At 45.2% G+C, this 25,098-nt stretch carries 42 protein-coding genes; 12 read left to right on the top strand and 30 right to left on the bottom strand.

Going from position 1 to position 25,098, the window contains the following annotated elements:
• Nucleotides 1-158 precede the first annotated feature (158 nt).
• The 10 genes from CWO08_RS18745 to CWO08_RS18700 all read left to right on the top strand — a co-directional run bounded on the left by CWO08_RS18745 (nt 159) and on the right by CWO08_RS18700 (nt 7,857).
• Nucleotides 159-746 (top strand): DedA family protein, encoded by a 588-nt coding sequence (locus CWO08_RS18745; protein ID WP_102433642.1) that lies wholly within the window; start codon nt 159-161, stop codon nt 744-746.
• A complete protein-coding gene (locus CWO08_RS18740; protein WP_108020910.1) occupies nt 743-1,876 on the top strand; it encodes an ATP-grasp domain-containing protein in 1,134 nt (377 codons plus the stop codon). The genes CWO08_RS18745 and CWO08_RS18740 overlap by 4 nt, the downstream gene beginning before the upstream one ends.
• 19 nt (nt 1,877-1,895) lie before the next feature.
• Entirely contained in the window at nt 1,896-2,438 is a 543-nt protein-coding gene (locus CWO08_RS18735) for a hypothetical protein (RefSeq protein ID WP_102433640.1), read from the top strand.
• Between the two features lie 2 nt (nt 2,439-2,440).
• Nucleotides 2,441-3,190: an NRDE family protein gene (locus CWO08_RS18730; RefSeq protein WP_102433639.1), complete on the top strand. Its 750-nt coding sequence runs from the start codon at nt 2,441-2,443 to the stop codon at nt 3,188-3,190.
• Between the two features lie 12 nt (nt 3,191-3,202).
• Complete coding sequence (locus CWO08_RS18725; protein WP_102433638.1) at nt 3,203-3,640, top strand: YHS domain-containing (seleno)protein; 438 nt, start codon at nt 3,203-3,205, stop codon at nt 3,638-3,640.
• A 10-nt stretch (nt 3,641-3,650) separates the two neighbouring features.
• A complete protein-coding gene (locus CWO08_RS18720) occupies nt 3,651-4,094 on the top strand; it encodes a hypothetical protein (protein WP_055319933.1) in 444 nt (147 codons plus the stop codon).
• Nucleotides 4,095-4,106: 12 nt separating this feature from the next.
• A complete protein-coding gene (locus CWO08_RS18715; protein WP_102433637.1) occupies nt 4,107-5,861 on the top strand; it encodes a lysophospholipid acyltransferase family protein in 1,755 nt (584 codons plus the stop codon).
• A gap of 71 nt (nt 5,862-5,932) precedes the next feature.
• Nucleotides 5,933-6,499, top strand: a complete 567-nt coding sequence (locus CWO08_RS18710) for a Crp/Fnr family transcriptional regulator (protein ID WP_048659300.1) — start codon at nt 5,933-5,935, stop codon at nt 6,497-6,499.
• Between the two features lie 57 nt (nt 6,500-6,556).
• A complete protein-coding gene (locus tag CWO08_RS18705) occupies nt 6,557-7,009 on the top strand; it encodes a GNAT family N-acetyltransferase (protein WP_048659301.1) in 453 nt (150 codons plus the stop codon).
• Entirely contained in the window at nt 7,009-7,857 is an 849-nt protein-coding gene (locus CWO08_RS18700) for a DMT family transporter (protein ID WP_102433636.1), read from the top strand. Before CWO08_RS18705 ends, CWO08_RS18700 begins: the two co-directional genes overlap by 1 nt.
• A gap of 43 nt (nt 7,858-7,900) precedes the next feature.
• Here CWO08_RS18700 and CWO08_RS18695 read toward each other — a convergent pair whose 3' ends face one another.
• Entirely contained in the window at nt 7,901-8,485 is a 585-nt protein-coding gene (locus tag CWO08_RS18695; protein ID WP_102433635.1) for a LysM-like peptidoglycan-binding domain-containing protein, read from the bottom strand.
• 213 nt (nt 8,486-8,698) lie between these two features.
• On the opposite strand from CWO08_RS18695, the gene CWO08_RS18690 reads away from it, so the two are divergent.
• Both CWO08_RS18690 and CWO08_RS18685 read left to right on the top strand, forming a co-directional pair.
• Entirely contained in the window at nt 8,699-9,319 is a 621-nt protein-coding gene (locus CWO08_RS18690) for an FKBP-type peptidyl-prolyl cis-trans isomerase (RefSeq protein ID WP_008220519.1), read from the top strand.
• 134 nt (nt 9,320-9,453) lie between these two features.
• Nucleotides 9,454-9,948: a DUF2780 domain-containing protein gene (locus CWO08_RS18685; protein ID WP_019825468.1), complete on the top strand. Its 495-nt coding sequence runs from the start codon at nt 9,454-9,456 to the stop codon at nt 9,946-9,948.
• A gap of 268 nt (nt 9,949-10,216) precedes the next feature.
• On the opposite strand, the gene rplQ is transcribed toward CWO08_RS18685, so the two are convergent.
• From rplQ to CWO08_RS18540, 29 genes are all read right to left on the bottom strand, one after another.
• Nucleotides 10,217-10,597 carry a 50S ribosomal protein L17 gene (gene rplQ / locus CWO08_RS18680; protein ID WP_108020909.1) on the bottom strand — a complete coding sequence of 127 codons (381 nt, stop codon included), beginning with the start codon at nt 10,595-10,597 and terminating at the stop codon, nt 10,217-10,219.
• Nucleotides 10,598-10,621: 24 nt separating this feature from the next.
• Nucleotides 10,622-11,614, bottom strand: coding sequence for a DNA-directed RNA polymerase subunit alpha (locus CWO08_RS18675; RefSeq protein WP_004729813.1), 993 nt, complete (start codon nt 11,612-11,614; stop codon nt 10,622-10,624).
• Between the two features lie 22 nt (nt 11,615-11,636).
• Nucleotides 11,637-12,257 (bottom strand): 30S ribosomal protein S4, encoded by a 621-nt coding sequence (rpsD, locus tag CWO08_RS18670; protein ID WP_004738777.1) that lies wholly within the window; start codon nt 12,255-12,257, stop codon nt 11,637-11,639.
• 31 nt (nt 12,258-12,288) lie between these two features.
• The gene (rpsK, locus tag CWO08_RS18665) at nt 12,289-12,678 is read right to left on the bottom strand and encodes a 30S ribosomal protein S11 (RefSeq protein ID WP_004738778.1); all 390 of its coding nucleotides are present in this window, start codon (nt 12,676-12,678) and stop codon (nt 12,289-12,291) included.
• 19 nt (nt 12,679-12,697) lie between these two features.
• Nucleotides 12,698-13,054 (bottom strand): 30S ribosomal protein S13, encoded by a 357-nt coding sequence (rpsM, locus tag CWO08_RS18660; protein WP_004738779.1) that lies wholly within the window; start codon nt 13,052-13,054, stop codon nt 12,698-12,700.
• A 148-nt stretch (nt 13,055-13,202) separates the two neighbouring features.
• Nucleotides 13,203-13,316 carry a 50S ribosomal protein L36 gene (gene rpmJ / locus CWO08_RS18655; RefSeq protein ID WP_000868186.1) on the bottom strand — a complete coding sequence of 38 codons (114 nt, stop codon included), beginning with the start codon at nt 13,314-13,316 and terminating at the stop codon, nt 13,203-13,205.
• A gap of 41 nt (nt 13,317-13,357) precedes the next feature.
• The gene (secY, locus tag CWO08_RS18650; RefSeq protein WP_004738781.1) at nt 13,358-14,692 is read right to left on the bottom strand and encodes a preprotein translocase subunit SecY; all 1,335 of its coding nucleotides are present in this window, start codon (nt 14,690-14,692) and stop codon (nt 13,358-13,360) included.
• Between the two features lie 20 nt (nt 14,693-14,712).
• On the bottom strand, nt 14,713-15,147 hold the full coding sequence (gene rplO, locus CWO08_RS18645) for a 50S ribosomal protein L15 (RefSeq protein ID WP_004736758.1): 435 nt from the start codon (nt 15,145-15,147) through the stop codon (nt 14,713-14,715).
• Nucleotides 15,148-15,152: 5 nt separating this feature from the next.
• Nucleotides 15,153-15,329, bottom strand: coding sequence for a 50S ribosomal protein L30 (gene rpmD, locus CWO08_RS18640; protein WP_004736756.1), 177 nt, complete (start codon nt 15,327-15,329; stop codon nt 15,153-15,155).
• Between the two features lie 7 nt (nt 15,330-15,336).
• On the bottom strand, nt 15,337-15,837 hold the full coding sequence (gene rpsE / locus CWO08_RS18635; protein ID WP_017061307.1) for a 30S ribosomal protein S5: 501 nt from the start codon (nt 15,835-15,837) through the stop codon (nt 15,337-15,339).
• A gap of 14 nt (nt 15,838-15,851) precedes the next feature.
• Nucleotides 15,852-16,205: a 50S ribosomal protein L18 gene (rplR, locus tag CWO08_RS18630; protein ID WP_004738784.1), complete on the bottom strand. Its 354-nt coding sequence runs from the start codon at nt 16,203-16,205 to the stop codon at nt 15,852-15,854.
• Nucleotides 16,206-16,214: 9 nt separating this feature from the next.
• On the bottom strand, nt 16,215-16,748 hold the full coding sequence (rplF, locus tag CWO08_RS18625; protein WP_017063712.1) for a 50S ribosomal protein L6: 534 nt from the start codon (nt 16,746-16,748) through the stop codon (nt 16,215-16,217).
• A gap of 10 nt (nt 16,749-16,758) precedes the next feature.
• The gene (gene rpsH / locus CWO08_RS18620; RefSeq protein ID WP_017061309.1) at nt 16,759-17,151 is read right to left on the bottom strand and encodes a 30S ribosomal protein S8; all 393 of its coding nucleotides are present in this window, start codon (nt 17,149-17,151) and stop codon (nt 16,759-16,761) included.
• A gap of 29 nt (nt 17,152-17,180) precedes the next feature.
• Nucleotides 17,181-17,486 carry a 30S ribosomal protein S14 gene (rpsN, locus tag CWO08_RS18615; protein WP_004738789.1) on the bottom strand — a complete coding sequence of 102 codons (306 nt, stop codon included), beginning with the start codon at nt 17,484-17,486 and terminating at the stop codon, nt 17,181-17,183.
• Nucleotides 17,487-17,502: 16 nt separating this feature from the next.
• A complete protein-coding gene (gene rplE, locus CWO08_RS18610) occupies nt 17,503-18,042 on the bottom strand; it encodes a 50S ribosomal protein L5 (protein ID WP_004738790.1) in 540 nt (179 codons plus the stop codon).
• Between the two features lie 24 nt (nt 18,043-18,066).
• Nucleotides 18,067-18,384, bottom strand: a complete 318-nt coding sequence (rplX, locus tag CWO08_RS18605; RefSeq protein WP_004738792.1) for a 50S ribosomal protein L24 — start codon at nt 18,382-18,384, stop codon at nt 18,067-18,069.
• An 11-nt stretch (nt 18,385-18,395) separates the two neighbouring features.
• Nucleotides 18,396-18,767, bottom strand: a complete 372-nt coding sequence (gene rplN, locus CWO08_RS18600) for a 50S ribosomal protein L14 (protein WP_004736740.1) — start codon at nt 18,765-18,767, stop codon at nt 18,396-18,398.
• A 162-nt stretch (nt 18,768-18,929) separates the two neighbouring features.
• A complete protein-coding gene (gene rpsQ, locus CWO08_RS18595; RefSeq protein ID WP_004736739.1) occupies nt 18,930-19,184 on the bottom strand; it encodes a 30S ribosomal protein S17 in 255 nt (84 codons plus the stop codon).
• Nucleotides 19,184-19,375 (bottom strand): 50S ribosomal protein L29, encoded by a 192-nt coding sequence (rpmC, locus tag CWO08_RS18590; protein ID WP_004736737.1) that lies wholly within the window; start codon nt 19,373-19,375, stop codon nt 19,184-19,186. Before rpmC ends, rpsQ begins: the two co-directional genes overlap by 1 nt.
• Nucleotides 19,375-19,785, bottom strand: coding sequence for a 50S ribosomal protein L16 (rplP, locus tag CWO08_RS18585; RefSeq protein WP_004736736.1), 411 nt, complete (start codon nt 19,783-19,785; stop codon nt 19,375-19,377). Before rplP ends, rpmC begins: the two co-directional genes overlap by 1 nt.
• Nucleotides 19,786-19,796: 11 nt before the next feature.
• Nucleotides 19,797-20,495 (bottom strand): 30S ribosomal protein S3, encoded by a 699-nt coding sequence (gene rpsC, locus CWO08_RS18580; protein ID WP_004736734.1) that lies wholly within the window; start codon nt 20,493-20,495, stop codon nt 19,797-19,799.
• A gap of 18 nt (nt 20,496-20,513) precedes the next feature.
• Nucleotides 20,514-20,846 (bottom strand): 50S ribosomal protein L22, encoded by a 333-nt coding sequence (rplV, locus tag CWO08_RS18575; RefSeq protein WP_004736732.1) that lies wholly within the window; start codon nt 20,844-20,846, stop codon nt 20,514-20,516.
• Between the two features lie 10 nt (nt 20,847-20,856).
• Nucleotides 20,857-21,135 carry a 30S ribosomal protein S19 gene (gene rpsS, locus CWO08_RS18570; protein ID WP_004736729.1) on the bottom strand — a complete coding sequence of 93 codons (279 nt, stop codon included), beginning with the start codon at nt 21,133-21,135 and terminating at the stop codon, nt 20,857-20,859.
• 19 nt (nt 21,136-21,154) lie between these two features.
• Entirely contained in the window at nt 21,155-21,979 is an 825-nt protein-coding gene (rplB, locus tag CWO08_RS18565; protein ID WP_010435149.1) for a 50S ribosomal protein L2, read from the bottom strand.
• A gap of 14 nt (nt 21,980-21,993) precedes the next feature.
• On the bottom strand, nt 21,994-22,296 hold the full coding sequence (rplW, locus tag CWO08_RS18560; protein WP_004736765.1) for a 50S ribosomal protein L23: 303 nt from the start codon (nt 22,294-22,296) through the stop codon (nt 21,994-21,996).
• The gene (gene rplD, locus CWO08_RS18555; RefSeq protein WP_004738803.1) at nt 22,293-22,895 is read right to left on the bottom strand and encodes a 50S ribosomal protein L4; all 603 of its coding nucleotides are present in this window, start codon (nt 22,893-22,895) and stop codon (nt 22,293-22,295) included. The genes rplW and rplD overlap by 4 nt, the downstream gene beginning before the upstream one ends.
• Nucleotides 22,896-22,911: 16 nt before the next feature.
• Nucleotides 22,912-23,541 carry a 50S ribosomal protein L3 gene (gene rplC, locus CWO08_RS18550; protein ID WP_004736763.1) on the bottom strand — a complete coding sequence of 210 codons (630 nt, stop codon included), beginning with the start codon at nt 23,539-23,541 and terminating at the stop codon, nt 22,912-22,914.
• Nucleotides 23,542-23,555: 14 nt separating this feature from the next.
• Entirely contained in the window at nt 23,556-23,867 is a 312-nt protein-coding gene (gene rpsJ, locus CWO08_RS18545; RefSeq protein WP_004736761.1) for a 30S ribosomal protein S10, read from the bottom strand.
• A 446-nt stretch (nt 23,868-24,313) separates the two neighbouring features.
• Nucleotides 24,314-25,098, bottom strand: a 785-nt coding sequence (locus CWO08_RS18540; protein WP_108020908.1) for an elongation factor Tu, incomplete at its 5' end; no start/stop codon positions are given.

Raw genomic sequence — 25,098 nt, 5'->3', positions numbered from 1 at the left:
ATCTAAATCGCACACCTCAAATCATCTATTAAATCAAATCAACGTAAAAAAGAAGCAATTCACTGTAAGTTTTTCTGAGCTCCTCCTGTCTATTTAATTTACTACACTCAATGAATGGCCAATAAGCCATTCATCTATAGGATAGATAAGGACATTTGATGGGCACCGTCGAGAGCATTCAAGCATGGTTAAATTCAGGGGAGGAGTCGCTGCTATGGCTGATGCTTGGCATTGTCGCGCTTTCTTACCTACTTGAAGATCTGGCCATCGTTACTGCGGCAGGTTTAGCGACTCAAGGGCTCATCCCACCTCAATATGCGTTACTTGCGATTTTTATCGGCATTGCCACAGGTGATCTTGGCCTCTATTACCTTGGGAAATCAGGCCGTTATTTCCGAGGCGTTCGTTACAAAGCCCTCACCAACCGATACTTTCTAGCGCTTCGCACCAAATTACGTCAAAACGCATTCAGCAGTCTTTTTGTCATCCGCTTTATACCGGGGCTTCGTACCGTTGGTTTTACCTTAAGTGGTTTTTTCGCCATACCACTGCCTACTTTCTTGTTTGCCGTTATTAGCGCAACAGCGATCTGGACTGGCGCTGTCTTCTCTACCATCTACTATTTAGGGACATCAGCGTGGCTGCAAGCCTCTGAATATCAATGGATCGTCATCCCGTGTGCCATCGCTTTGCTGCTAATCGGCAATCGATTAATGAATAAAACCTACTCTAGAGGATTATCATGAGTTCACCGCAAGATATTCACATCATTCCAGCACATCAAATTAATGCCGGCATGCCCCTGCTTGAAAAAGATACCGTGCGCAGTGTCTCTCCTTATGAATTTCTTCCGACGTGGTTCTTCTACACTCCAGTAGTGATTCAAAGCCTGATGCAAGGGTTACGGCACTTTGATTGGGCGCTACCACTCATCGCCAACCCGAGCATTAAACTCAGTGGTATGGTCGGCGAATCGAAACACGAGATACTGAGCCTTGCCGGATCGTCGAGCAAGCGTTGGATCTCTCCATTTATCACTTTAACCAAAACCGATCTTAGTAGTAAGAAACAAGCTGAAGATGCACGCAGCGCACTCATACAATCAGATCTTGATTTCCCTATCGTGGCAAAGCCGGATCTTGGCTGTCGAGGTGTTGGCGTAAAGCTGATCAACAACCAAGATCAACTTGAGCAATATATTGAATCTTTCCCAAATAATGCTCGCTTTCTTCTGCAAGAAAAGGCGCCTTATCAAGCCGAGGCTGGTGTTTTCTATATTCGTTACCCGAACAGAAAACAAGGCGAGATCATCTCGATCACTCTCAAATATTCGCCAATGGTGATTGGAGATGGAACCTCGACACTCAAACAGTTAATCGAGAACAGTCCGCGTGCAGGACAGCTCAGTCACCTATACCTGCCGAGGCATGAAGATAAGTTGGCTCAAGTGCTCGCAGAGGGCGAAGAGTTCCAACTTGCGTTCGCGGGTAGCCATAGCCGTGGCTGTATCTTCCGAGACGGCAATCAATACATTACTCAAGCTTTAACCGAACGTTTAGATGAGATATTCGACGACTTCGACGGTTTTCATTTTGGTCGACTCGACGTCAAGTTTAAGGACATGCACAGCCTAATGAGAGGTGAGGATTTCACGATCCTTGAGGTCAATGGTGCAAGCAGTGAAGCTGGGCACATCTGGGATCGCAACACACCACTGCGAGAGATATTTTCCACACTACTTCTTCAATACCGCATTCTTTTTGATATTGGCGCTCAACAGAAACAAAGAGGCCATCAACCTCCTTCTTTTAAGAGCCTGTTTAACGCGTGGCAAGAAGAGCGACGTCTTGTTCAACAATATCCGACCACCGATTAACTTTGTACGAGGATCATGAATGAACCCCACAGCCCAACCGAGCGCCCTCACTTCTTTCTCTCCTAGTATCAAGGGAGCGGTAGAAATATTGAATCAGGGTTTAGAGTTTCTATTAGCGATTTCTGACAGCGACTATCTGACACGAGCGAAGCCGCACGTCACAAGCTCTATTGGTGAGCACACTCGCCACACGCTCGATCTTTTTCATGCGCTGATTTTAAAAGAGAACGCGACCGTTGATTACAACACTCGTCGCCGTGGTCATCCGGTCGAATACGATCGTTCAATCGCAGTAAAAGAGATCCACTATGTGATCAACTGGCTTGAACGATTAGACCGCAACGATCTCGAAGCGCCTATCATGATCCAAACCGAGGTTTCGATGGATGTTCAAGTATTTGCAAGCCTACCTTCTACGCTAGAAAGAGAAGTGACTTTTGCGGCGCTGCATGCCAATCATCATTACGCGATGATCAAGGTGATCACCACCTTCCTAGACATTGAAACCTGCAACACCTTTGGTTATGCCCCAACCACCAGTAGCTATCTGAGGGAGCAATAACTATGTGTTCAGTATCTTGGTTGCTTGAAGAAAATGGCTATCAGGTCTTTTTTAATCGTGATGAGCAAAAGACCCGAGCATTAGCAATGCCACCTAAGCAGTACCGAGTTAACGGTGTCGATATCATCATGCCACTCGACCCAACTGGCGGTGGTAGCTGGATAAGCATTAATGAGTTCGGGCTTTCGCTATGCCTACTCAATAACTATCAAGGCCTTGTTCCAGTTGGTCCTTTGGTCAGCCGTGGTTTGTTACTTAAGAACCTATCCTCAAGTCGTAATATCAGTCAGCTCTCTGAAGCGTTTCATAAGCTCGACCTCCACTCTTTTGCCCCGTTTACCTTGCTGGCTTTCGCACCGAACCTAACTCAACACAATGGTTTGGTGATTGCCTACATGTGGGATGGCATTCAACAGAAAATAGTGGAAACCGACTCACCACTGTTCTCATCCGGGGTTGATTTAGAGCGAGTGCAAGCTTACCGACAAGCAAAATACGATCAGCTTATGGCAACAGGTAAGAATCAACAGAGCTTACTCAAGTTTCATTCTCACCATCACAGTGAACAGCCCCATTTAGCAACCTGTATGCATCGTGAAGATGCACACACAGTCAGCTTTACCCATTTACGTAATCTGCACGGTCAAGCCTCTATATTTTATGCACCCGGCTCACCTTGCGAACCAATAAACCCATGCCAGATAAATCAACAGCGCTTTACCTTCGATTTGTCACCCGCAATCAATCTATAGATGGAGTCCATCATGAGAAAACTAATCACCATGGTCATGCTACTTGTTAGCCCGTACGTATTTGCTGCCGATGAAATCTATACCGGCTTCTTTAGCAGTAAGGCACTCGATGGCTACGATACCGTCGCATACTTCACTTCTGGAAAGCCTGTTGAAGGGAGCAAGAAGTTCAGCACAGAGTACAAAGGCGCGGACTGGTATTTCTCTTCTGAAAAGAATCTGACTTTATTTGTTAATAATCCTGAAAAATATGCCCCTCAATATGGTGGTTATTGCGCATGGGCCGTTTCTGCCAAAAACGACTTCGCACCAGGCGATCCACAGTACTGGACCATAGTTGATGACAAACTTTATCTTAACTACGACCAAGAGATTCAAGCCACTTGGGAGCAAGACCGTGCACAGCATATTCAACAAGCCGATAAAGCTTGGCCGCAGCTGATTAAGTAAGGGAATAACCATGACATTCACTCCTGCTAAACATCTCCCAGCAGCATTTATCGCTTTTGTGTTTATTCAGTCGCTGTTCTTTAAGTTCACCGGCTCGTACGAGACAGAGCATATCTTTGGCACGCTAGCAACATGGTCAGGCTTAAGCTGGTTCGGTTCGTTTGGCGGCTACTTGATTGGATTCGCTGAATTAATAGCGGCCATTCTACTATTCACTCGTTGGCATGGCCTTGGCGCCATTATGAGTGTGGGGATCATGAGTGGCGCAATATTCTTCCACCTATTTACGCCATTAGGTATTCAAATGCCTGAGTTCAATGCAGCGGGTGAAATTGTCGGTTACGACGGCGGGTTATTGTTTGGCATGGCATGCCTAGTTTGGTTATGCGGTGCGTTTTTAAGTGTGAAAGATTTCAAGAATCAAGACGGTTTCCTAAACAACTTTAGTCAATAAGGTAGCTTCATTATGATTGATAGTCCTTTTCGTTTACCACGTTACACGCCTTTTGGTTTAGGTGAGTCTGTTGTCGAGTGGGCAACTGGGCTATCTAAGCTAGATCGACTCTACCAAGATCGAAAAAACGAGTTATCTAGCTTTGAATTCATGAATTACACCCTATCGGCGCTCAATATCGACTACTCGGTTGCATCGGGAAGCACGGAATACATCCCGGAAGAAGGACCAGTCGTGATTGTGGCGAACCACCCACTTGGCGCCATTGAAGGTGTGATCCTTGCTGATCTCGTAGGATCGGTAAGAAAGGATGTGAAAGTATTAGCGAATGAGTTACTCAAGCGACTGCCTGAACTGGATGACCTTTTCATAGGTGTTGATGTCTTTAATAGTAAAGAATCGAAGCGCACCAATGCCAAAGCCATTCGTGATGCCAATCGTCACCTAGCCGACGGCGGGCTATTGATCGTGTTCCCTGCAGGGGAAGTCTCAAGTTACCGCAAAGGGGCTAAAACACTAACTGATATCGAATGGAGCAAATCAGTCGCGAAGTTCGTTAAACGTCATCAAGCCACTACGGTTCCTATCTTTATCAATGGAAAAAACAGTGAGCTTTTCTACCAAGCGGGTCGTGTACATCCACTGTTGAGAACCGCTCTACTCGGGCGTGAACTTCTTAATAAACAAGCGACAACTATCTCTATCTCGATTGGCTCATCGATTCCGTATTCAGAGATAAAATCATTTGAAAAAGAGATGGATATCGTCAACTACCTACGACTTAATACCTACCTAATGAGTCAACAAGATAGTACGAATACACCAATCCACGCGCCCTCTTTCGATACTCAAGTGATAGCGCCAATATCACCAGAAGTATTGGCAATAGAGGTAGGCTCACTCCCTGAAGAGATGAAGCTGCTCGAACAAGGCGACTTCGAGGTCTACTGCACGCCAAGCCAATCTATTCCAAACTTAATGCGTGAGATTGGTCGAGTCAGAGAAGAGAGCTTCCGTGAAGTTGGAGAAGGCAGTGGGCTTGCTTGTGATTTAGATGAGTACGACCTTTACTACCACCAACTGTTTGTGTGGAACAAAACTAAGGCAGAATTGGTCGGCGCTTATCGACTGGGTATGGTCGACAAGTTAATCGCAGAGCACGGGTTGGACCAACTCTATTCCCGCAGTCTGTTTAACTATAACCAAGAGTTTATCGATACGTTAGACAACAGCATTGAACTTGGCCGTTCTGTCGTGAGCAAGCCTTACCAAAAGAGCCTTAACTCACTGTTATTGCTATGGAAAGGTATCGCAACCTTTGTGTCTCGTCATCCTCAATACACCCACCTATTTGGCCCGGTCAGTATCAGTAATGATTACAGCCACAATGCACGCCTGTTGATCGCGACCACTTTATCAATTCACCACTACGATGAAGAAAAAGCGAATCTGGTTTCCCCTTCTTCACCACTCAATACCAGTAGTCATGTGTTCTGGCAAAATCATCTATTGTCGTCACTGGCGAGTGTGCCCCTACTTTCAAAAGTATTAGCACGGATGGAACAAGGAAAAGGCTTACCGGTATTATTGCGCCAATACCTAGGGATGAACGGGAAACTGGTTTGCTTTAACGTCGACCCATCATTTAATGATGCCTTAGATGGTTTGATTGTCGTGAACCTTAAGAAGGTACCTTTGAAGACCTTAGGTAAATACATGGGTAGAGAACTCGCTCAAAACTACCTAGAGCAACACGCTCGACGCTGATTTAGCCCGAACTGTACCTACACTCAAATAAGTGCGATGATTTCGGCACTTATTTGGGTTAGGTTATTTTCATGCACACCTCTTTTATCGAACAACTGCAAAGCTTCGACTTCTCAGAAAGTCAGATTGAATCTCTAGTCGCTGTCGCCAAGCCACTTGAGCTACCGACCAGACACATCCTTATTAACCAAGGTGAGATGGCTGGCTCAATCTACTTCGTACTTGAAGGCTTGTGCCATGCTTGCTACCTCACTGATGATGGTAAGCAATACAGCAAAGAGTTCTACTGGGAACAAGATTGGATCATCGGTTTTGAGAGTCTGATAAAAAACCAAGCTTCCCCGTATCTGCTTGAAACACTAACACCCATCACAATGTTAGAACTGCCAATGAATGCGGTAATCGAGTGGCGTGCATCGAATAACCCTTTGTATTTAAAGCTGTTAGAAACACAACTGATGCATAAGGAAAACAAAGAACGCTTCATGCTGCTTTATACCCCTGAGCAACGTTACCAGCTTTTCTGCGAACACTATCCAGACCTTGAACAGCGCCTCAACGACAATCAAATTGCCGCTTATTTAGGAATAACCGCGATAAGCTTGAGCAGAATTAAAGGTCGAATTAACAATAGTTAATGCCAACATTCATCGCGCATAGTACATTCAGAGCATCGATAATCTCTGGACGTAAACATGATCACTTGGCACTCAATTCCTTTCTCTGAACTTTCAACACATCAGCTTTATCAACTACTTAAACTGCGAGTAGATGTATTTGTGGTTGAGCAAACCTGCCCTTATCCAGAACTTGACGGTAAAGACACACTCGCTGGTGTTCACCACCTTCTTGGTTACGCAGATGAGGAGTTAGTGGCGTGTGCGCGATTGTTGCCGCCAGGCACGAGTTATGACAACACCAGCATCGGCCGAGTGGCAACTAAGCAATCAGCAAGAGGCGATGGTTTAGGGCATCAATTGATCAAAGAGGCGTTAGCACACTGTGAGTCTCTTTGGCCGAGTACGACTATTGATATTGGGGCGCAGCAGCACCTAGAGAAGTTCTATGCGAGCCACGGCTTCAAGACCATCTCGCATATGTACCTCGAAGATGACATTCCTCATGTAGATATGAGATTAGAAAAATAATGACGAATATCACTGCCGGTATTCTATTGTTGGTTGCAGGTAATTTGTTTGCCTCGCTTTCCGATGTAGCAGTAAAGCTATTGAATGGCGAGGTACCGCCTCTTCAATATATTTTTTTCCGACAGTTGATATCTCTTCTGATCATCACCCCACTGTGGTTACAGCAGAAAAAAGAACAACGACGCTTACAGCAAGCCAAAGTAACCTTCATTCGAGGTCAATTAATTCTAATTGGTAGTGGGTGTATGCTGGTCGCGATCACTCACTTGTCTTTGGCAACCGCCAACGCTGTATTTTATGTCGCGCCTTTATTGATGTTGCCGCTCTCTATGTTGTTATTGAAAGAGCAACCAGCACTCGGCAAGGTCATCGCCACGACCATAGGTTTCATCGGTGCCCTTATTGTCTTAAGGCCATCACAATTTCATTGGGCAGCACTGTTTGCTTTGGGTACAGCGCTGACACTCGCACTATTCAATGTATTGGTACGAAAACTCCCTAGTGAGCAATCTGTAGTCACGACACTGTGGTGGACAACCTTATTCTCTATTCCTGCATCATTTATACTGTGCTTCTTATACTGGCAACCTGTGTCTGTCGAGCACTTGGGGTACATAGCACTAAGTGCAACGTTAATCTTAAGCTATAACGGCCTTGCGGTTTCTGCCTACCAAAAAGCACACTCAAGCCAAATCGCCTTGGCAGAATATTCAGGCTTGGTGTTTGTCGCGCTAATTGGCGCCATTTGGTTCGATGAGATTCCAGATACATTAACCTTTATCGGTATTATGCTGATCATCTTGCCACTCGCCCCTTTCAAGCGACCAAAAAAAAGAGCCAATGCTTAGCTCTTTTCTATCATGCTGTTGAGTTCATAACTCAAGCAGGCACTTATTTACTACGGCCAAAGCCGCCATCAGACAAGCGGAAGAACATCACCGAAGTGTTGCCTTTTTCTAACTGAAGAATGTCTAGCTGCCCGGTCTCGGCCAGTTTGAATCGAACTAACTGGCCTTTACGAATCTGACTTAGTGGTTTGTCTGAGCCTTCAATACGCACTAGCGCATTCAAGTCTGACAACGGTAAGTCGTTGTTTCGAAAAACCTGTGCTAACGTATCCCCTTGCTTTACGAGGTACTCCTGCCAGTTGTTGTTGCTCGTTTCTGATGAACTGCTCTTGGCATTTTGCTGTTCGCTTAAGCCAACGGTGTTTATCTCTAGCTCAACGCGCGATGTTGTTGGTGCAACGTCTACTTTAGGTTCTGGTAGCGGCACAAAAAGTAATATCAGTACGATCGGAGAAATCACCATCAACAGTCTTTGGTGTAACTTCGGCAATGAGCCCCAAGTTTGCGCTGTCGAGGTTTTCATTTTCTTCACATCGATCGAACTCAATTTCTCTTTGACCTGATTCAGTCGATCCTTGAATTCTGCTAAGTGGTCAACTTTCTGTTTTTTCTTTTGACGACGATTCATACCACTGCGTCCTATACATTGAATAACTACAGTATAAAAACCAAAGTACCAACAGTATAGATCTTTCCGTCACAACAAGGCTCAAAGCGAGAAAATTGACATGGCTGTGATTTGGGCACGGTAAAGCGCAAGTGATCAGAGGCTAGCCGTTTCTTCACGCTGCTAATACTGGTATTCTTACCCTTTTCGTACTGACAAAAAGAGTGACTTTTCATGTCTGAAGTAAAATTTGAAACTGTAGAGCAAAAAGCTAGCTACGGTATCGGTCTACAAATGGGCCAACAACTTGCTGGTTCTGGTCTTGAAGGCCTAAACGTTGACGCAATCGCTGCTGGTATCGCAACAGCTCTAGTTGGCGACATGCCAGCTATCGAAGTTGACGAAATCAACAACGCACTACAAGAGCTACACACTCGTGGTGAAGCTGCACGTCAAGAACTAGCTAAAGCTGCTGCTGCTGACGGCGAAGCTTTCCTAGCTGACAACGCTCTTCGTTCAGAAGTAACGGTTCTTGAGTCTGGTCTTCAGTACGAAGTACTAACTGAAGGTACTGGCGAAATCCCAACTGCAGACAAGCAAGTACGTGTTCACTACCACGGCGAACTAACTGACGGTACTGTTTTCGACAGCTCTGTATCTCGCGGTCAACCTGCTGAGTTCCCAGTAACTGGCGTAATTCAAGGTTGGGTACAAGCTCTACAAATGATGCCTGTTGGTTCTAAGTGGAAGCTATACATCCCTCAAGATCTAGCATACGGTGAGCGTGGCGCAGGTGCTGCAATCCCACCATTTGCTGCTCTAGTATTTGAAGTAGAACTTCTAGCAATTCTTTAATTTTTATAAAAACCTATAGTAAAACAAAATACTATAGGCAAATAAAATTGAAATAATCCAACGGCGATGTGACTACATCGCCGTTTTTCGTTTATAGTGAAAGAGTAAATTACTTTATTACTTAAGGACGAATAATGAAGAAAGTACTCATCACAGTTTTAAGCAGCCTTGCTGTTGTCTCTTGCGCTAGCACTAGTGACTCTGAACAAACCAGTTCATCATCAGATACTAACTATTCCCAACTATCCCAAACTGCACTAATGGCAGCAGTGAATATGTGGTCTCAACAAAACGAAACAACGCCGCTTGCAGATACCGTTGCCGACCAAGCTTCTGTTACCAGCGATCAAGCTATTGGTGGTATCGGTTCAATGTTGGCTCTTGCTCAAAACTCTCTTGGCACTGCTGACAACAAAGAACTTACAACGCTGATTCCTGGCATGTCGACTCTTGAGTCTACGGGGCTATCATCACTACTAAACTCACAAGGCGCAGTTGAAAGTGCCTTTTCTAGTTTAGGTATGGATCCATCGATGGTATCAACGTTTGCACCAATCATTCTGCAAACACTGCAATCTCAAGGCGCAACAAGCGGCTTGATGGATTCACTTGCAGCTATATGGCAATAACCGTTAGTTATTAATAGCTAGCTTAAGAATTTGATAAGGGCACTTCGGTGCTCTTTTTTATGCGTGGAAGAAAAGATATTTGAGATGAGATGAGATGAGATGAGATGAGATGAGATGAGATGAGATGAGATATTGTTGAAAAATGGAGCAGATAAGACAAGCAAAAATGCCAAACATCATGGTGCAATTTCTAATATCTATTCCTTATTCGACAGATACAAAAAAGCCGAGCTAATGCTCGGCTTTTGTATTAAGAATCTAGTATAGATTACTCAGCAGCTTCTTCAGCAGCTGGGCGGTCTACAAGCTCAATGTAAGCCATTGGAGCTTTATCACCAGTACGGAAACCACATTTAAGAATGCGAGTGTAACCACCTTGGCGATCCGCGAAACGCGGGCCTAGTTCATTAAATAGTTTTGCTACAACTTCGTTATCACGAGTGCGAGCAAATGCAAGACGACGGTTAGCAACACTGTCTGTCTTAGCTAGGGTAATCAATGGCTCAATTACGCGACGTAGTTCTTTTGCTTTAGGCACGGTAGTTTTAATAACTTCGTGACGAACAAGAGAGCTAGCCATGTTGCTGAACATCGCTTTGCGATGACTGCTGTTGCGGTTGAGTTGACGACCACTTTTACGATGGCGCATGACCTAATCCTTCTAACTTTTCGATTAATCTTCAGCGATTGACGCTGGTGGCCAGTTTTCTAGACGCATGCCTAGAGAAAGACCACGTGAAGCAAGCACATCTTTAATCTCTGTAAGAGATTTCTTACCAAGGTTTGGCGTTTTAAGTAGCTCAACCTCAGTGCGCTGTACAAGATCACCGATGTAGTGAATCGCTTCTGCTTTCAAACAGTTAGCAGAGCGAACTGTTAGTTCAAGATCGTCTACAGGACGTAGTAGGATAGGATCGAATTCTGGCTTCTCTTCCTTCTCCTCAGGTACACGTACATCACGAAGATCTACGAACGCATCCAGTTGTTCAGCTAAAATAGTAGCTGCACGACGGATTGCTTCCTCAGGTTCTAGAGTACCGTTCGTTTCCATATCGATAACAAGCTTGTCTAAATCAGTACGTTGCTCTACACGTGCCGCTTCTACAGCGTAAGCGATTTTATCAACCGGGCTGTAAGTAGCGTCAACTAGTAGACGACCGATAGGACGCTCATCTTCTTCAGTATGGATGCGAGCTGAAGCTGGAACGTAACCACGACCACGTTCTACTTTGATACGCATAGCGATCTCAGCATTGTCATCCGTTAGGTGACAAATTACGTGCTCAGGGTTAGCGATCTCTACATCACCATCGTGGGTGATGTCACCTGCAACAACAGGGCCTGAGCCTGATTTGTTCAGTGTAATAAACACTTCATCTTTGCCTTCAGCAACGCGTACAGCCAAACCTTTAAGGTTTAGAAGGATTTCCAGGATATCTTCCTGAACGCCTTCTTTAGTGCTGTATTCGTGTAGCACACCTTCAATTTCAACTTCTGTTACGGCACAACCCGGCATAGAAGATAGAAGAATGCGGCGAAGAGCATTACCTAGAGTGTGGCCGAAACCGCGCTCTAATGGCTCAAGAGTTACTTTCGCGTGTGTCGTATTGATCTGTTCAATGTCAACAAGACGCGGCTTAAGAAATTCTGTTACAGAACCCTGCATTGTGTCCTCTCTTTTTTTAACCTTACTTAGAGTAAAGTTCGACGATCAAGTGTTCATTGATGTCAGCTGATAGGTCAGAACGCTCAGGCATACGCTTGAATGTACCTTCCATTTTGCCAGCATCTACTTCAATCCAAGTTGGCTTTTCACGTTGTTCAGCAACTTCTAGAGCCGCTTTAATACGAGATTGCTGTTTAGCTTTCTCGCGGATAGAAACAACGTCGTTTGCCGCTACTTTGAAAGAAGGAACGTTTACAACTTTACCGTTAACTAGGATAGACTTGTGGCTAACTAGTTGACGAGATTCAGCACGAGTAGCGCCAAAGCCCATACGGTAAACTACGTTATCAAGACGACCTTCAAGAAGCTGAAGCAGGTTTGCACCTGTGTTGCCTTTAAGACGTGCAGCTTCTTTGTAGTAGTTGCGGAATTGTTTTTCTAGAACGCCGTAGATACGACGAACTTTTTGCTTCTCACGAAGCTGAACGCCATACTCAGATAGACGACCGCGACGAGCGCCGTGTACACCTGGTGCGTTATCAATTTTACACTTGGTATCGATCGCACGGACACCAGACTTAAGGAATAAGTCAGTACCTTCGCGACGGCTAAGCTTCAGCTTAGGACCCAAATATCTTGCCATGATCTTTCTCCAATATTCCTAGAAACGAAACTTAAACGCGACGTTTCTTAGGTGGACGACAACCGTTATGAGGGATTGGTGTCGCATCAACAATGTTAGTGATACGGAAACCAGCAGCGTTCAGTGCACGAACAGTAGATTCGCGACCTGGACCTGGACCCTTAACCATAACTTCCAAGTTCTTTAGGCCATATTCTTTAGCCATTTCACCACAACGCTCAGCTGCAACTTGTGCTGCGAACGGAGTAGATTTACGAGAACCACGGAAACCTGAACCACCTGCTGTAGCCCATGCAAGAGCGTTGCCTTGACGGTCAGTGATAGTTACGATTGTGTTGTTGAAAGAAGCATGAATGTGCGCTACGCCATCAGCTACTTGCTTGCGTACGCGCTTACGCGCGCGAGTTGGTTGTTTTGCCATTGTACTCTACCTTATCCGACTATTTCTTGATCGGCTTGCGCGGACCCTTACGGGTGCGAGCGTTGGTTTTAGTACGCTGTCCACGTAGTGGTAGACTGCGACGATGACGAAGACCGCGGTAACAGCCAAGGTCCATAAGACGCTTGATGTTCATCGATACTTCACGACGTAGATCACCTTCTACAGTGTACTTAGCTACACCATCACGCAGTTGATCGATCTGCTCTTCAGTTAGTTCACTGATCTTAGCATCTTCAGCAATACCCACTTCAGCTAGAATAGCTTGAGAGCGAGTTTTACCGATACCGTAGATTGCAGTAAGTGCAATTACAGAATGCTTATGATCAGGAATGTTAATGCCGGCTATACGGGCCATTATTCACTCCTAAGGGGTTCATAAAAGAATTATCCGCAGCAAAGCCCGTTATGGATACGCTGCGGCATACTACTTCTTTTGCACGCAAAAGGTAGGCCGAGGAATATACTCGACTCTACCTTGTATTTCAAGTAAAAATTTCTGCTAATTAGCCTTGGCGTTGCTTATGCTTTGGCTCACTGCAAATCACGCGAACGACACCGTTACGCTTGATAACTTTACAGTTACGGCAGATTTTTTTAACGGAAGCACGAACTTTCATTGCTAAACTCCGTAAATGGAATCGAAATAATTACCACCGAATTAACGGCCGTAACCTTTCAGATTCGCTTTCTTTAACACAGAATCATACTGTTGTGACATCAGATGAGTCTGTACCTGTGCCATGAAATCCATGATAACTACCACTACGATTAGTAGTGATGTGCCGCCGAAGTAGAAACGAACGTTCCACGCGACCATCATGAACTCAGGAATCAGACATATAAAAGTAATGTATAGAGCGCCCGCAAGGGTTAGTCTAGTCATCACTTTATCGATATATTTCGCTGTCTGCTCACCTGGGCGGATACCGGGTACGAATGCACCAGACTTCTTCAAGTTATCAGCTGTTTCACGTGGGTTAAACACCAACGCTGTATAGAAGAAACAGAAGAAGATTATAGCTGCTGCATAAAGCATTACATACAAAGGTTGACCTGGGCTAAGAGCTAATGACACGTCAGTTAACCAACCGAACGCGCTGCTTTCACCATTTTGACCAAACCACTGTGCTAATGTTCCTGGGAACAAAATAATACTCGATGCAAAAATCGCTGGAATAACACCTGCCATATTAATCTTAAGAGGCAAGTGAGAGCTTTGTGCTGCAAAAACTTTACGACCTTGTTGACGTTTCGCATAGTTAACGACGATACGACGTTGACCACGCTCCATGAAAACTACGAAGTAAATAACAGCAAAAGACAATACAGCAATCAACAGCAGAAGAAGCACATGCAATTCACCTTGACGCGCTTGCTCGATTGTTTGACCGATTGCAGAAGGCAATCCAGCAACAATACCTGCAAAAATCAGAATGGAAATACCATTACCGATTCCTCGCTCAGTGATTTGTTCACCTAACCACATTAAGAACATGGTACCAGTTACTAAACTCACGGTAGCAATAAGCGTAAACATGGTTTGGTTGATAACAACCAGATTGTCGACCATGTTTGGTAAGCCTGTTGCGATACCAATAGCTTGGAATGTTGCAAGTACAAGCGTGCCGTAGCGTGTATATTGGCTTATCTTACGACGGCCTGCTTCACCCTCTTTCTTGAGTTCCGCTAACGCTGGATGAACTACAGTTAGCAATTGGACTACGATCGATGCCGAAATGTACGGCATGATACCCAATGCTAATATAGATGCACGCTCAAGAGCACCACCGGAGAACATGTTAAACATTTCAACGATGGTACCTTTTTGCTGATCGAACAAATCGGCAAGTACAGCTGCGTCAATACCAGGGATCGGCACAAAAGAGCCGGCTCGGAATACTAAAAGTGCACCAATTACGAATAATAAGCGCGACTTTAGTTCACTTAAGCCGCTCTGAGCACTACGAAAATCTTGTCCTGGTTTCTTAGCCATCTGTACCTCGTTCCTCGAGATTATTCCTCGATTTTACCGCCTGCAGCTTCGATTGCAGCTTTAGCGCCTTTAGTCACGCGTAGACCTTTAACAGTCACAGCTTTGCTTAGGTCACCAGAAAGAACGATCTTAACAAATTCGATGTTCTTAGTGATAACGTTAGCAGCTTTAAGGCTGTTAAGATCAACTACGTCACCTGTTACTTTCGCTAGCTCAGCTAGACGAACTTCAGCAGACACTAGGCTCTTACGAGAAGTGAAACCGAATTTAGGTAGACGTTGTTTTAGAGGCATTTGACCGCCTTCAAAACCTGGACGAACAGAGCCGCCAGAACGTGACTTTTGACCTTTGTGACCGCGGCCACCTGTTTTACCAAGGCCAGAACCGATACCACGACCTACACGCTTCTTAGAAGGTTTAGAGCCAGCAGCCGGTGATAGAGTATTCAAACGCATTCTGATTACTCCTCAATCTTAACCATGTAGTAAACCTTGTTGATCATACCGCGTACGCACGGAGTATCTTCAAGTTCTACTGTATGGTTGATGCGACGAAGACCTAGACCTTTAAGACACGCTTTGTGCTTAGGTAGGCGACCAATTGAGCTTTTAGTTTGAGTTACTTTAATAGTTGCCATCGTGTGCTTACTCCGAAATAGATTCAACAGTTAGACCACGTTTAGCAGCAACCATTTCTGGTGACTTAACGTCTACTAGAGCACCAATCGTTGCACGAACGATGTTGATCGGGTTCGTTGAACCGTATGCTTTAGAAAGTACGTTATGTACGCCCGCAACTTCAAGTACAGCACGCATTGCACCACCGGCAATAACACCTGTACCTTCTGCAGCTGGCTGCATGTAAACTTTAGAGCCCGAATGACGACCTTTCACCGGGTGGTGAAGAGTGCCTTCGTTAAGCGATACTGTAACCATGTTACGGCGCGCTTTTTCCATTGCTTTTTGAATCGCAGCAGGTACTTCACGAGCTTTGCCGTAACCGAAACCTACGCGACCGTTACCGTCACCAACTACTGTTAGTGCAGTAAAGCTCATGATTCGACCACCTTTAACCGTCTTAGATACACGGTTAACTGCGATCAGCTTTTCTTGCAAATCATTAGCTTGTTGTTGTTCTTTAGCCATCTTCCAACCCTACCTTAGAATTTCAGACCAGCTTCGCGAGCAGATTCTGCTAGCGCCGCTACTCGACCGTGGTATTGGAAACCAGAACGATCAAATGCAACTGAAGCTACGCCTTTTTCAAGAGCGCGCTCAGCAACAGCTTTACCAACTGCTTTAGCTGCATCAACGTTACCAGTGTTCTTAACTTGCTCACGGATCGCTTTTTCTACAGTAGAAGCAGCTGCGATAACCTCAGAGCCGTTTGCCGCGATAACTTGTGCGTAAACATGGCGAGGAGTACGGTGTACTACCAGGCGAGTTGCACCAAGTTCTGCAATCTTACGACGTGCACGTGTAGCACGACGGATGCGAGATGCTTTCTTATCCATAGTGATACCTTACTTCTTCTTAGCTTCTTTAGTACGCACATTTTCATCTGCGTAACGAACACCTTTGCCTTTGTAAGGCTCAGGAGCACGGTAAGAACGAATGTCAGCCGCAACTTGACCTACTACTTGCTTATCGCAACCAGTAATGATGATCTCAGTTTGGCTAGGGCACTCAGCTTTAATACCTTCAGGTAGAGCGTGCTCTACTGGGTGAGAAAAACCAAGAGTTAGAGCTACAGAGTTGCCTTTCATAGCAGCACGGTAACCAACACCCTTAAGAGTTAGCTTCTTAGTGAAGCCCTCAGTAACACCCACAACCATGTTATTAACTAGAGCGCGAGCTGTACCAGCTTGTGCCCATGCGTTAGTAACACCTTCTTTCGGACCGAAAGTTAGGTTGGTTTCTTCCTGTGCAATAACTACGGCGCTGTTAAGAACGCGAGTAAGCTCACCTTTGCTACCTTTTACAGTAACTTCTTGGCCGTTTAGTTTCACCTCTACGCCAGCTGGAATAGCGACAGGTGCTTTAGCAACACGAGACATAATCTACTCCTTAAGCTACGTAACAGATGATTTCACCGCCAAGACCTGCTTTACGAGCAGCACGGTCAGACATCAGACCCTTGGAAGTAGAAACAACTGCAATACCAAGACCACCCATCACTGTAGGTAAAGAGTCTTTATTTTTATAAACTCTTAGACCAGGACGTGATACACGCTTGATTTGCTCGATTACAGGTTTAGCTTGGAAGTACTTAAGAGTAACTTCTAGCTCAGGTTTTGCTTCGCTGTTAACAGCGAAGTCTACGATGTAACCTTCAGCTTTAAGTAATGCAGCAATTGCAACTTTAAGCTTTGAAGAAGGCATTTTTACAGCAACTTTGTTTGCTGCCTGACCGTTACGAACTCGGGTCAGCATATCCGAAATCGGATCTTGCATGCTCATAAGATTTACTCCAAATGATTAAGTGGCAATTACCAGCTAGCCTTACGAAGACCCGGAATCTCGCCTTTCATGCAAGCTTCACGAACCTTAATGCGGCTTAGACCGAATTTACGTAGGTAACCGTGTGGACGACCAGTTTGGTTGCAACGGTTGCGCTGACGTGATGCACTTGAATCACGTGGAAGAGATTGCAGTTTAAGAACCGCATTCCAACGATCTTCTTCAGATGCGTTTACATCGCTAATGATAACTTTTAGCGCAGAACGCTTTTCAGCGAACTTAGCTACTAGTTTTGCACGTTTAGCTTCACGTGCTTTCATTGATTGTTTAGCCATAACAGTAACCCTACCCTTACTTACGGAATGGGAAGTTAAAGGCAGCCAGCAGAGCTCGGCCTTCCTCATCGGAACCCGCAGAAGTCGTGATAGTGATATCAAGACCGCGGACACGATCGACTTTATCGTAGTCGATTTCCGGAAAGATGATTTGCTCGCGAACGCCCATGCTGTAGTTACCGCGACCGTCAAAAGACTTAGCGCTAACACCACGGAAATCACGTACACGTGGAAGTGCGATAGAGATTAAACGCTCTAAAAATTCCCACATGCGCTCACCACGCAAGGTTACTTTACAACCAATTGGGTAGCCTTCACGAATTTTGAAACCAGCTACAGATTTACGCGCTTTAGTGATAAGTGGCTTTTGACCAGAGATCGTTGCCATATCAGCTGCTGCGTTTTCTAGCAGTTTCTTATCGTTGATTGCTTCACCAACGCCCATGTTTAGGGTGATTTTCTCAATCCTAGGGACTTGCATGACGCTTGTGTAGCTGAACTCTTTGGTAAGCTCAGCGACTACAGACGACTTGTAGTAATCATGCAGTTTCGCCATAGTAGAACTCCAAATTACTTCTAATTAGTTAGAAACAGTTTCGCCGTTAGATTTGAAGAAACGAACTTTCTTGCCATCTTCGATACGGAAACCGATACGGTCTGCTTTACCAGTAGCCGCGTTAAAAACAGCAACGTTAGAAGCATCAATAGCTGCTTCTTGTTCAACGATGCCACCTTGTTGACCTAGAGCCGGAACCGGCTTTTGGTGTTTCTTAACAAGGTTGATGCCTTCAACGATAACTTTACCAGTTGTCAGAACCTTAGTTACTTTACCTTTCTTGCCTTTATCTTTACCAGCAAGAATGATTACTTCGTCATTACGACGGATTTTAGCTGCCATATTGCCGCTCCTTACAGAACTTCAGGTGCTAGTGATACAATCTTCATGAATTTCGCGTTACGAAGTTCACGAGTCACAGGACCAAAGATACGTGTGCCGACTGGTTGCTCAGTAGTGTCATTTAACAATACACAAGCATTACTGTCGAAGCGAATGACAGAACCGTCTGGGCGACGAACGCCTTTACGGGTGCGCACTACTACCGCCTTCAGAACATCACCTTTTTTTACTTTACCGCGAGGAATCGCTTCCTTCACTGTAACCTTGATGACGTCACCGATATGTGCATAACGGCGGTGAGAGCCACCCAGAACCTTAATACACATTACCTTGCGCGCGCCAGAGTTATCTGCTGCGTCAAGTGTACTTTGCATCTGGATCATTGTTAGTGCTCCGCTAAATATTAAAACTAGACCCTCTCGGGTCGGGCTGCCTCTTTAAAAGGGACGCGAATTGTACCACCCTTTTTTTAAATTGGGTAGACAAAAAACAAGCGGCTCCAAAAAATTATTTGGAGCCGCTTATAAGTTATAGAATTACAAAGATTAAATCTTCGCTTTTTCTAGAACTTTAACCAATGTCCAAGACTTAGTCTTAGACAGAGGACGACACTCAGCGATTTCAACTTTGTCGCCTAGGCCACAAGTGTTGTCTTCGTCGTGTGCGTGTACTTTAGTCGTGCGTTTGATGAATTTACCGTAAATTGGGTGTTTTACAGTGCGTTCAATAGCAACAACGATAGACTTGTCCATCTTGTCGCTTACTACACGGCCTTGCTGGATGCGGTTAGTTTCGCTCATTATGCGCCTGCCTTTTCAGTCAAAACAGTTTTCACACGTGCGATGTCACGGCGTACAGCTTTTAGAGTATGAGTTTGCTGTAGTTGACCAGTTGCAGCTTGCATGCGCAAGTTGAACTGTTCACGTAGCAAATTCAATAGCTCAGCGTTAAGCTCTTCAACGTTCTTTTCGCGTAGATCTTGTGCTTTCATCACATCACCTGCTTAGTTACAAAAGTAGTTTTAACAGGCAGTTTACGTGCCGCTAGGCGGAACGCTTCACGTGCCAACTCTTCAGGTACGCCATTCATCTCGTACATAACTTTGCCTGGTTGGATTTGAGCAACCCAGTACGCAACTGAACCTTTACCTTTACCTTGACGAACTTCAAGAGGCTTTTCAGTAATCGGCTTGTCTGGGAATACACGGATCCAGATTTGACCTTGACGCTTAATGTGACGTGTCATAGCACGACGTGCCGCTTCGATTTGACGTGCAGTCAGACGACCACGGCCAACAGCTTTAAGACCGAATTCGCCGAAGCTTACTTCAGTACCTTTAGCTAGACCACGGTTACGACCAGTCATAACCTTGCGGAACTTAGTACGTTTTGGTTGTAGCATCGTTCGACTCCTTACTTACGGCCTTTACGCTGCTTCTTAGGCTTATCGCCTTTTGGCTCTACTGCGTTAGCAGCTGGCATACCGCCTAGAATCTCACCTTTGAAGATCCAAACTTTAATGCCGATCACACCGTATTGAGTGTGAGCCGAAGAAGTTGCGTAATCAATGTCTGCACGTAGAGTGTGTAGAGGCACACGGCCTTCACGGTACCACTCAGAACGTGCGATTTCAGCACCGCCAAGACGGCCGCCTACTTGTACTTTGATGCCTTTAGCGCCTAGACGCATAGCATTTTGTACCGCACGCTTCATTGCACGACGGAACATAACACGACGCTCTAGTTGAGACGCGATGCTATCAGCTACAAGCTGACCATCTAGCTCAGGTTTACGTACTTCAGCGATATTAATTTGCGCTGGTACACCTGCGATTTTAGCTACAGCTGCGCGTAGCTTCTCTACGTCTTCACCTTTCTTACCGATAACAACGCCAGGACGAGCAGTGTGAATAGTCACACGGATGCTCTTAGCTGGACGCTCGATAACGATACGAGATAATGATGCTTTTTGTAGTTCCTTTGTAAGGAACTGACGTACCTTGAAGTCGCCGTCTAGGTTGTCAGCGAATTCGTTGGTATTAGCAAACCATGTAGCATTCCAAGGCTTAACGATGCCAAGACGAATACCATTAGGATGTACTTTCTGACCCATTGCTTACTCTCCTAGTCTTTAGCGATCTGCTACAACAATAGTGATGTGGCTTGAACGCTTCAAGATACGATCCGCACGACCTTTAGCACGAGGCATAATACGCTTCATGATAGGGCCCTCATCTACGAAGATTTTAGCGACATTTAGATCGTCGATATCTGCACCTTCGTTATGTTCCGCGTTAGCGATAGCTGACTCAAGAACCTTCTTAACTAATACAGCAGCTTTTTTGTTGCTGAAAGTTAGAATTTCTAGAGCTTGGTCTACCGACTTACCGCGAATTTGGTCTGCAACTAAGCGAGCTTTCTGTGGAGAAATACGAGCAAAGTTATGTTTAGCTAAAGCTTCCATCATCTACTCCTTATTTCTTCTTAGCTTTCTTATCTGCAGCATGACCGCGATAAGTACGAGTTGGTGCAAATTCGCCCAGTTTGTGACCGATCATTTCTTCGGTAACGAAAACTGGAACGTGCTGACGACCATTATGGACAGCGATGGTCAAACCAATCATTGTTGGGATGATCATTGAGCGACGGGACCAAGTCTTAATAGGCTTTTTGTCTCCGCTTTCCACCGCTTTCTCTACCTTCTTCAGCAAGTGTAGGTCAATAAAAGGACCTTTCTTGAGAGAACGTGGCATGGCGATTCCTCTTTATAAATTATTTAGTGCGACGACGTACGATGTACTTGTCAGTGCGCTTGTTCTTACGAGTCTTGAAGCCCTTAGTAGGAACGCCCCAAGGAGAAACTGGGTGACGACCACCAGATGTGCGGCCTTCACCACCACCATGTGGGTGATCCACCGGGTTCATTACTACACCACGTACGGTTGGACGTACGCCGCGCCAGCGTGAAGCACCAGCTTTACCAAGTTCACGTAGCATATGCTCAGAGTTACCAACTTCACCGATCGTTGCACGACCTTCAGAAAGTACTTTGCGCATCTCACCAGAACGTAGACGGATAGTTACGTATGCACCATCGCGAGCGATGATTTGAGCATAAGCACCAGCCGAACGAGCTAGTTGAGCACCTTTACCAGGCTTAAGTTCAACACAGTGTACAGTAGAACCTACTGGGATGTTGCGCATCGGCAGAGTGTTACCTGCTTTGATTGCAGCATCTACGCCAGATTGAATCTGGTCGCCTGCGTTAACACCTTTAGGTGCAATGATGTAACGACGCTCACCGTCTGCGTACAGAACTAGAGCGATGTTAGCACTACGGTTTGGATCGTATTCTAGACGCTCAACTTTCGCTGGGATGCCATCTTTAGTACGTTTGAAGTCAATTACACGGTAATGGTGCTTATGACCACCACCGATGTGACGTACTGTAATACGACCGTTGTTGTTACGACCACCGTTCTTAGAGTTTTTCTCTAGAAGTGGTGCGTATGGCTTACCCTTGTGTAGGTCAGCGTTAACAACTTTAACGACGTGACGACGACCAGGGGAAGTCGGCTTACATTTAACAATAGCCATTTTTACTACTCCTGTTATTCCGCGCCGCCAACGAAGTCAAGATCTTGACCTTCTTTCAAAGTAACGTAGGCTTTTTTCACGTCTGAACGACGGCCTTCACGCATACCTTGACGTTTGGTCTTACCCTTTAATACAAGAGTATTTACAGACTTAACTTCAACTTCAAATAGCTTTTCTACAGCTGCTTTGATCTCTTTCTTAGTTGCATCTTTAGCTACTTTGAAAACGATAGTGTTCGCTTTCTCAGCTGCCATAGTTGCTTTTTCAGAGATGTGCGGAGCACGTAGAACTTTTAAGATACGCTCTTCAGTGATCATGCTAGCATCTCCTCAACTTGCTTAACTGCGTCAGCAGTCATTAGAACCTTGTCGAAAGCGATTAGTGATACTGGATCAACACCAGCAACATCACGTGCATCTACTTTGTATAGGTTACGAGCAGCTAAGAATAGATTTTCATCTACTTCGCCAGTCACAATCAGAACGTCGCTTAGCTCAAGCTCTTTAAGCTTAGCTACAAGTTCTTTTGTTTTTGGTGCTTCTACAGAGAAGTTATCAACAACGATTAAACGCTCTTGACGAACTAGCTCAGAAAGAATGCTCTTCATAGCACCGCGGTACATTTTTTTGTTTACTTTTTGGCTGTGATCTTGTGGTTTCGCAGCAAAAGTAACACCACCTGTACGCCAGATTGGGCTACGAATTGTACCAGCACGTGCGCGGCCAGTACCTTTTTGACGCCATGGCTTAGCGCCACCGCCAGATACTTCAGAACGAGTCTTTTGAGCACGAGTACCTTGACGAGCACCTGCTGCATATGCAACAACTACTTGGTGTACAAGAGCTTCGTTGAAGTCACGTCCGAAAGTAGTCTCGGAAACAGTTAGTGCATCAGCACCTTTAACCATCAATTCCATTACTTACTCCTAGACGTTATGCTTTAACAGCAGGTTTTACGATCACGTTTCCGCCTGTTGAGCCCGGTACTGCACCTTTAATAAGGAGTAGATTGCGCTCAGCGTCAACACGTACGATCTCTAGGTTTTGAGTCGTTACACGCTCAGCACCCATGTGACCTGCCATTTTCTTGCCTTTAAACACGCGGCCTGGAGTTTGACATTGGCCAATTGAACCCGGTGCGCGGTGAGACAAAGAGTTACCGTGAGTCATATCTTGAGTAGAGAAGTTCCAACGCTTGATAGCGCCTTGGAAGCCTTTACCTTTAGATGTACCAGTAACGTCTACTTTTTTAATTTCGTTGAAAAGTTCTACGTTTAGCTCAGCGCCAACTTCAAACTCTTCGCCGTTTTCTAAACGGAATTCCCAAAGACCGCGACCTGCTTCTACACCCGCTTTCGCGAAGTGACCAGCTTCAGGTTTAGTTACACGGTTAGCTTTCTTAGCACCAGTAGTTACTTGGATTGCTGCGTAGCCGTCTGTCTCAAGAGTTTTAACTTGAGAAATACGGTTCGCTTCAACCTCAACAACAGTTACTGGGATAGAAACGCCTTCTTCAGTAAATACGCGGGTCATACCCACTTTACGTCCGACTAGACCAATCATTATTCTTATCTCCCTTAACCTAGGCTGATTTGAACATCAACGCCAGCTGCAAGATCAAGACGCATTAGAGCATCAACAGTTTTATCTGTTGGCTCAACGATGTCGATCAAACGCTTGTGAGTACGGATTTCGTACTGATCACGTGCATCTTTGTTGACGTGTGGAGAGGTAAGAACAGTGAAACGCTCTTTACGAGTAGGAAGTGGAATAGGACCACGAACCTGTGCGCCAGTACGTTTTGCTGTTTCAACGATTTCCGCAGTTGAAGCATCGATTAGCTTGTAATCAAACGCTTTAAGGCGGATACGAATACGTTGGTTCTGCATGAGACAGAGCTCCAATTATTAAAAATTACACAAACAATATCGCCACTCAAACCCGATAAAACGAGAGAATGCCGATTGATTTATGTGAAACCGTAGCATCCAAAATTAGGACGCATTGTCAGTTAACTTTTGAAGCAAACAAAAAGTTTACTATTTTTATTAACCGCGAACATAAGCTGAGTATACATTACTAGGTAAGACCTACTCCTCAGTGCTCATTGGTTCACAACCAGCGTTAGCCAGTGCGATGCATTATACAGATCACACTTTAGTATGCAAGTAGTGTTGGAAAAATAATCGGAATTTATTGGAAGTTGGTTTTGTATCGAGAGAGAAGAAGATAGATGGAAGGTGATATTTCTTTAGAGAAAACAAAAGGGAAGCCGAAGCTCCCCTTTTTCAGATGCGTGCTCTTCCAATGAAGAGTGTGCAAAATCTAAATGCTATTAAGCGAAGATTTTAGCTACAACACCAGCACCAACTGTACGGCCACCTTCGCGGATTGCGAAACGTAGACCTTCGTCCATTGCGATTGGAGCGATTAGCTCAACAGTCATTTGAACGTTGTCACCTGGCATTACCATTTCTACGCCTTCTGGTAGAGTGATGTCGCCTGTTACGTCAGTTGTACGGAAGTAGAACTGTGGACGGTAACCTTTGAAGAAAGGAGTGTGACGGCCGCCTTCGTCTTTAGAAAGTACGTATACTTCAGACTCAAACTTAGTGTGTGGGTTGATAGAACCTTTCGCAGAAAGTACTTGACCACGTTCAACGTCATCACGCTTAGTACCACGTAGAAGTGCACCAACGTTCTCACCTGCACGACCTTCGTCAAGCAGTTTACGGAACATTTCAACACCAGTACAAGTAGTAAGAGTAGTCTCTTTGATACCAACGATTTCTACTTCGTCACCTACACGTAGGATACCGCGCTCGATACGACCAGTTACAACAGTACCACGACCTTGGATTGAGAATACATCTTCAATTGGTAGTAGGAACGGTTGGTCAACTGCACGCTCTGGCTCAGGAATGTAAGAATCTAGTGCTTCTGCAAGCTCAACGATCTTGTCTTCCCACTGCTTCTCGCCGTTTAGTGCGCCAAGTGCAGAACCTTGGATAACTGGTAGGTCATCACCTGGGAAGTCGTATTCAGAAAGAAGTTCACGAACTTCCATCTCAACTAGCTCAAGTAGCTCTTCGTCATCAACCATGTCACATTTGTTCATGA

It is taken from the genome of Vibrio sp. 10N.286.48.B8 (assembly GCF_003050085.1).
GTDB lineage: Bacteria > Pseudomonadota > Gammaproteobacteria > Enterobacterales > Vibrionaceae > Vibrio > Vibrio crassostreae.
The sequence above is the reverse complement of the archived record's forward strand: the minus strand, read 5'-3'. Positions and strand labels throughout refer to the sequence as shown.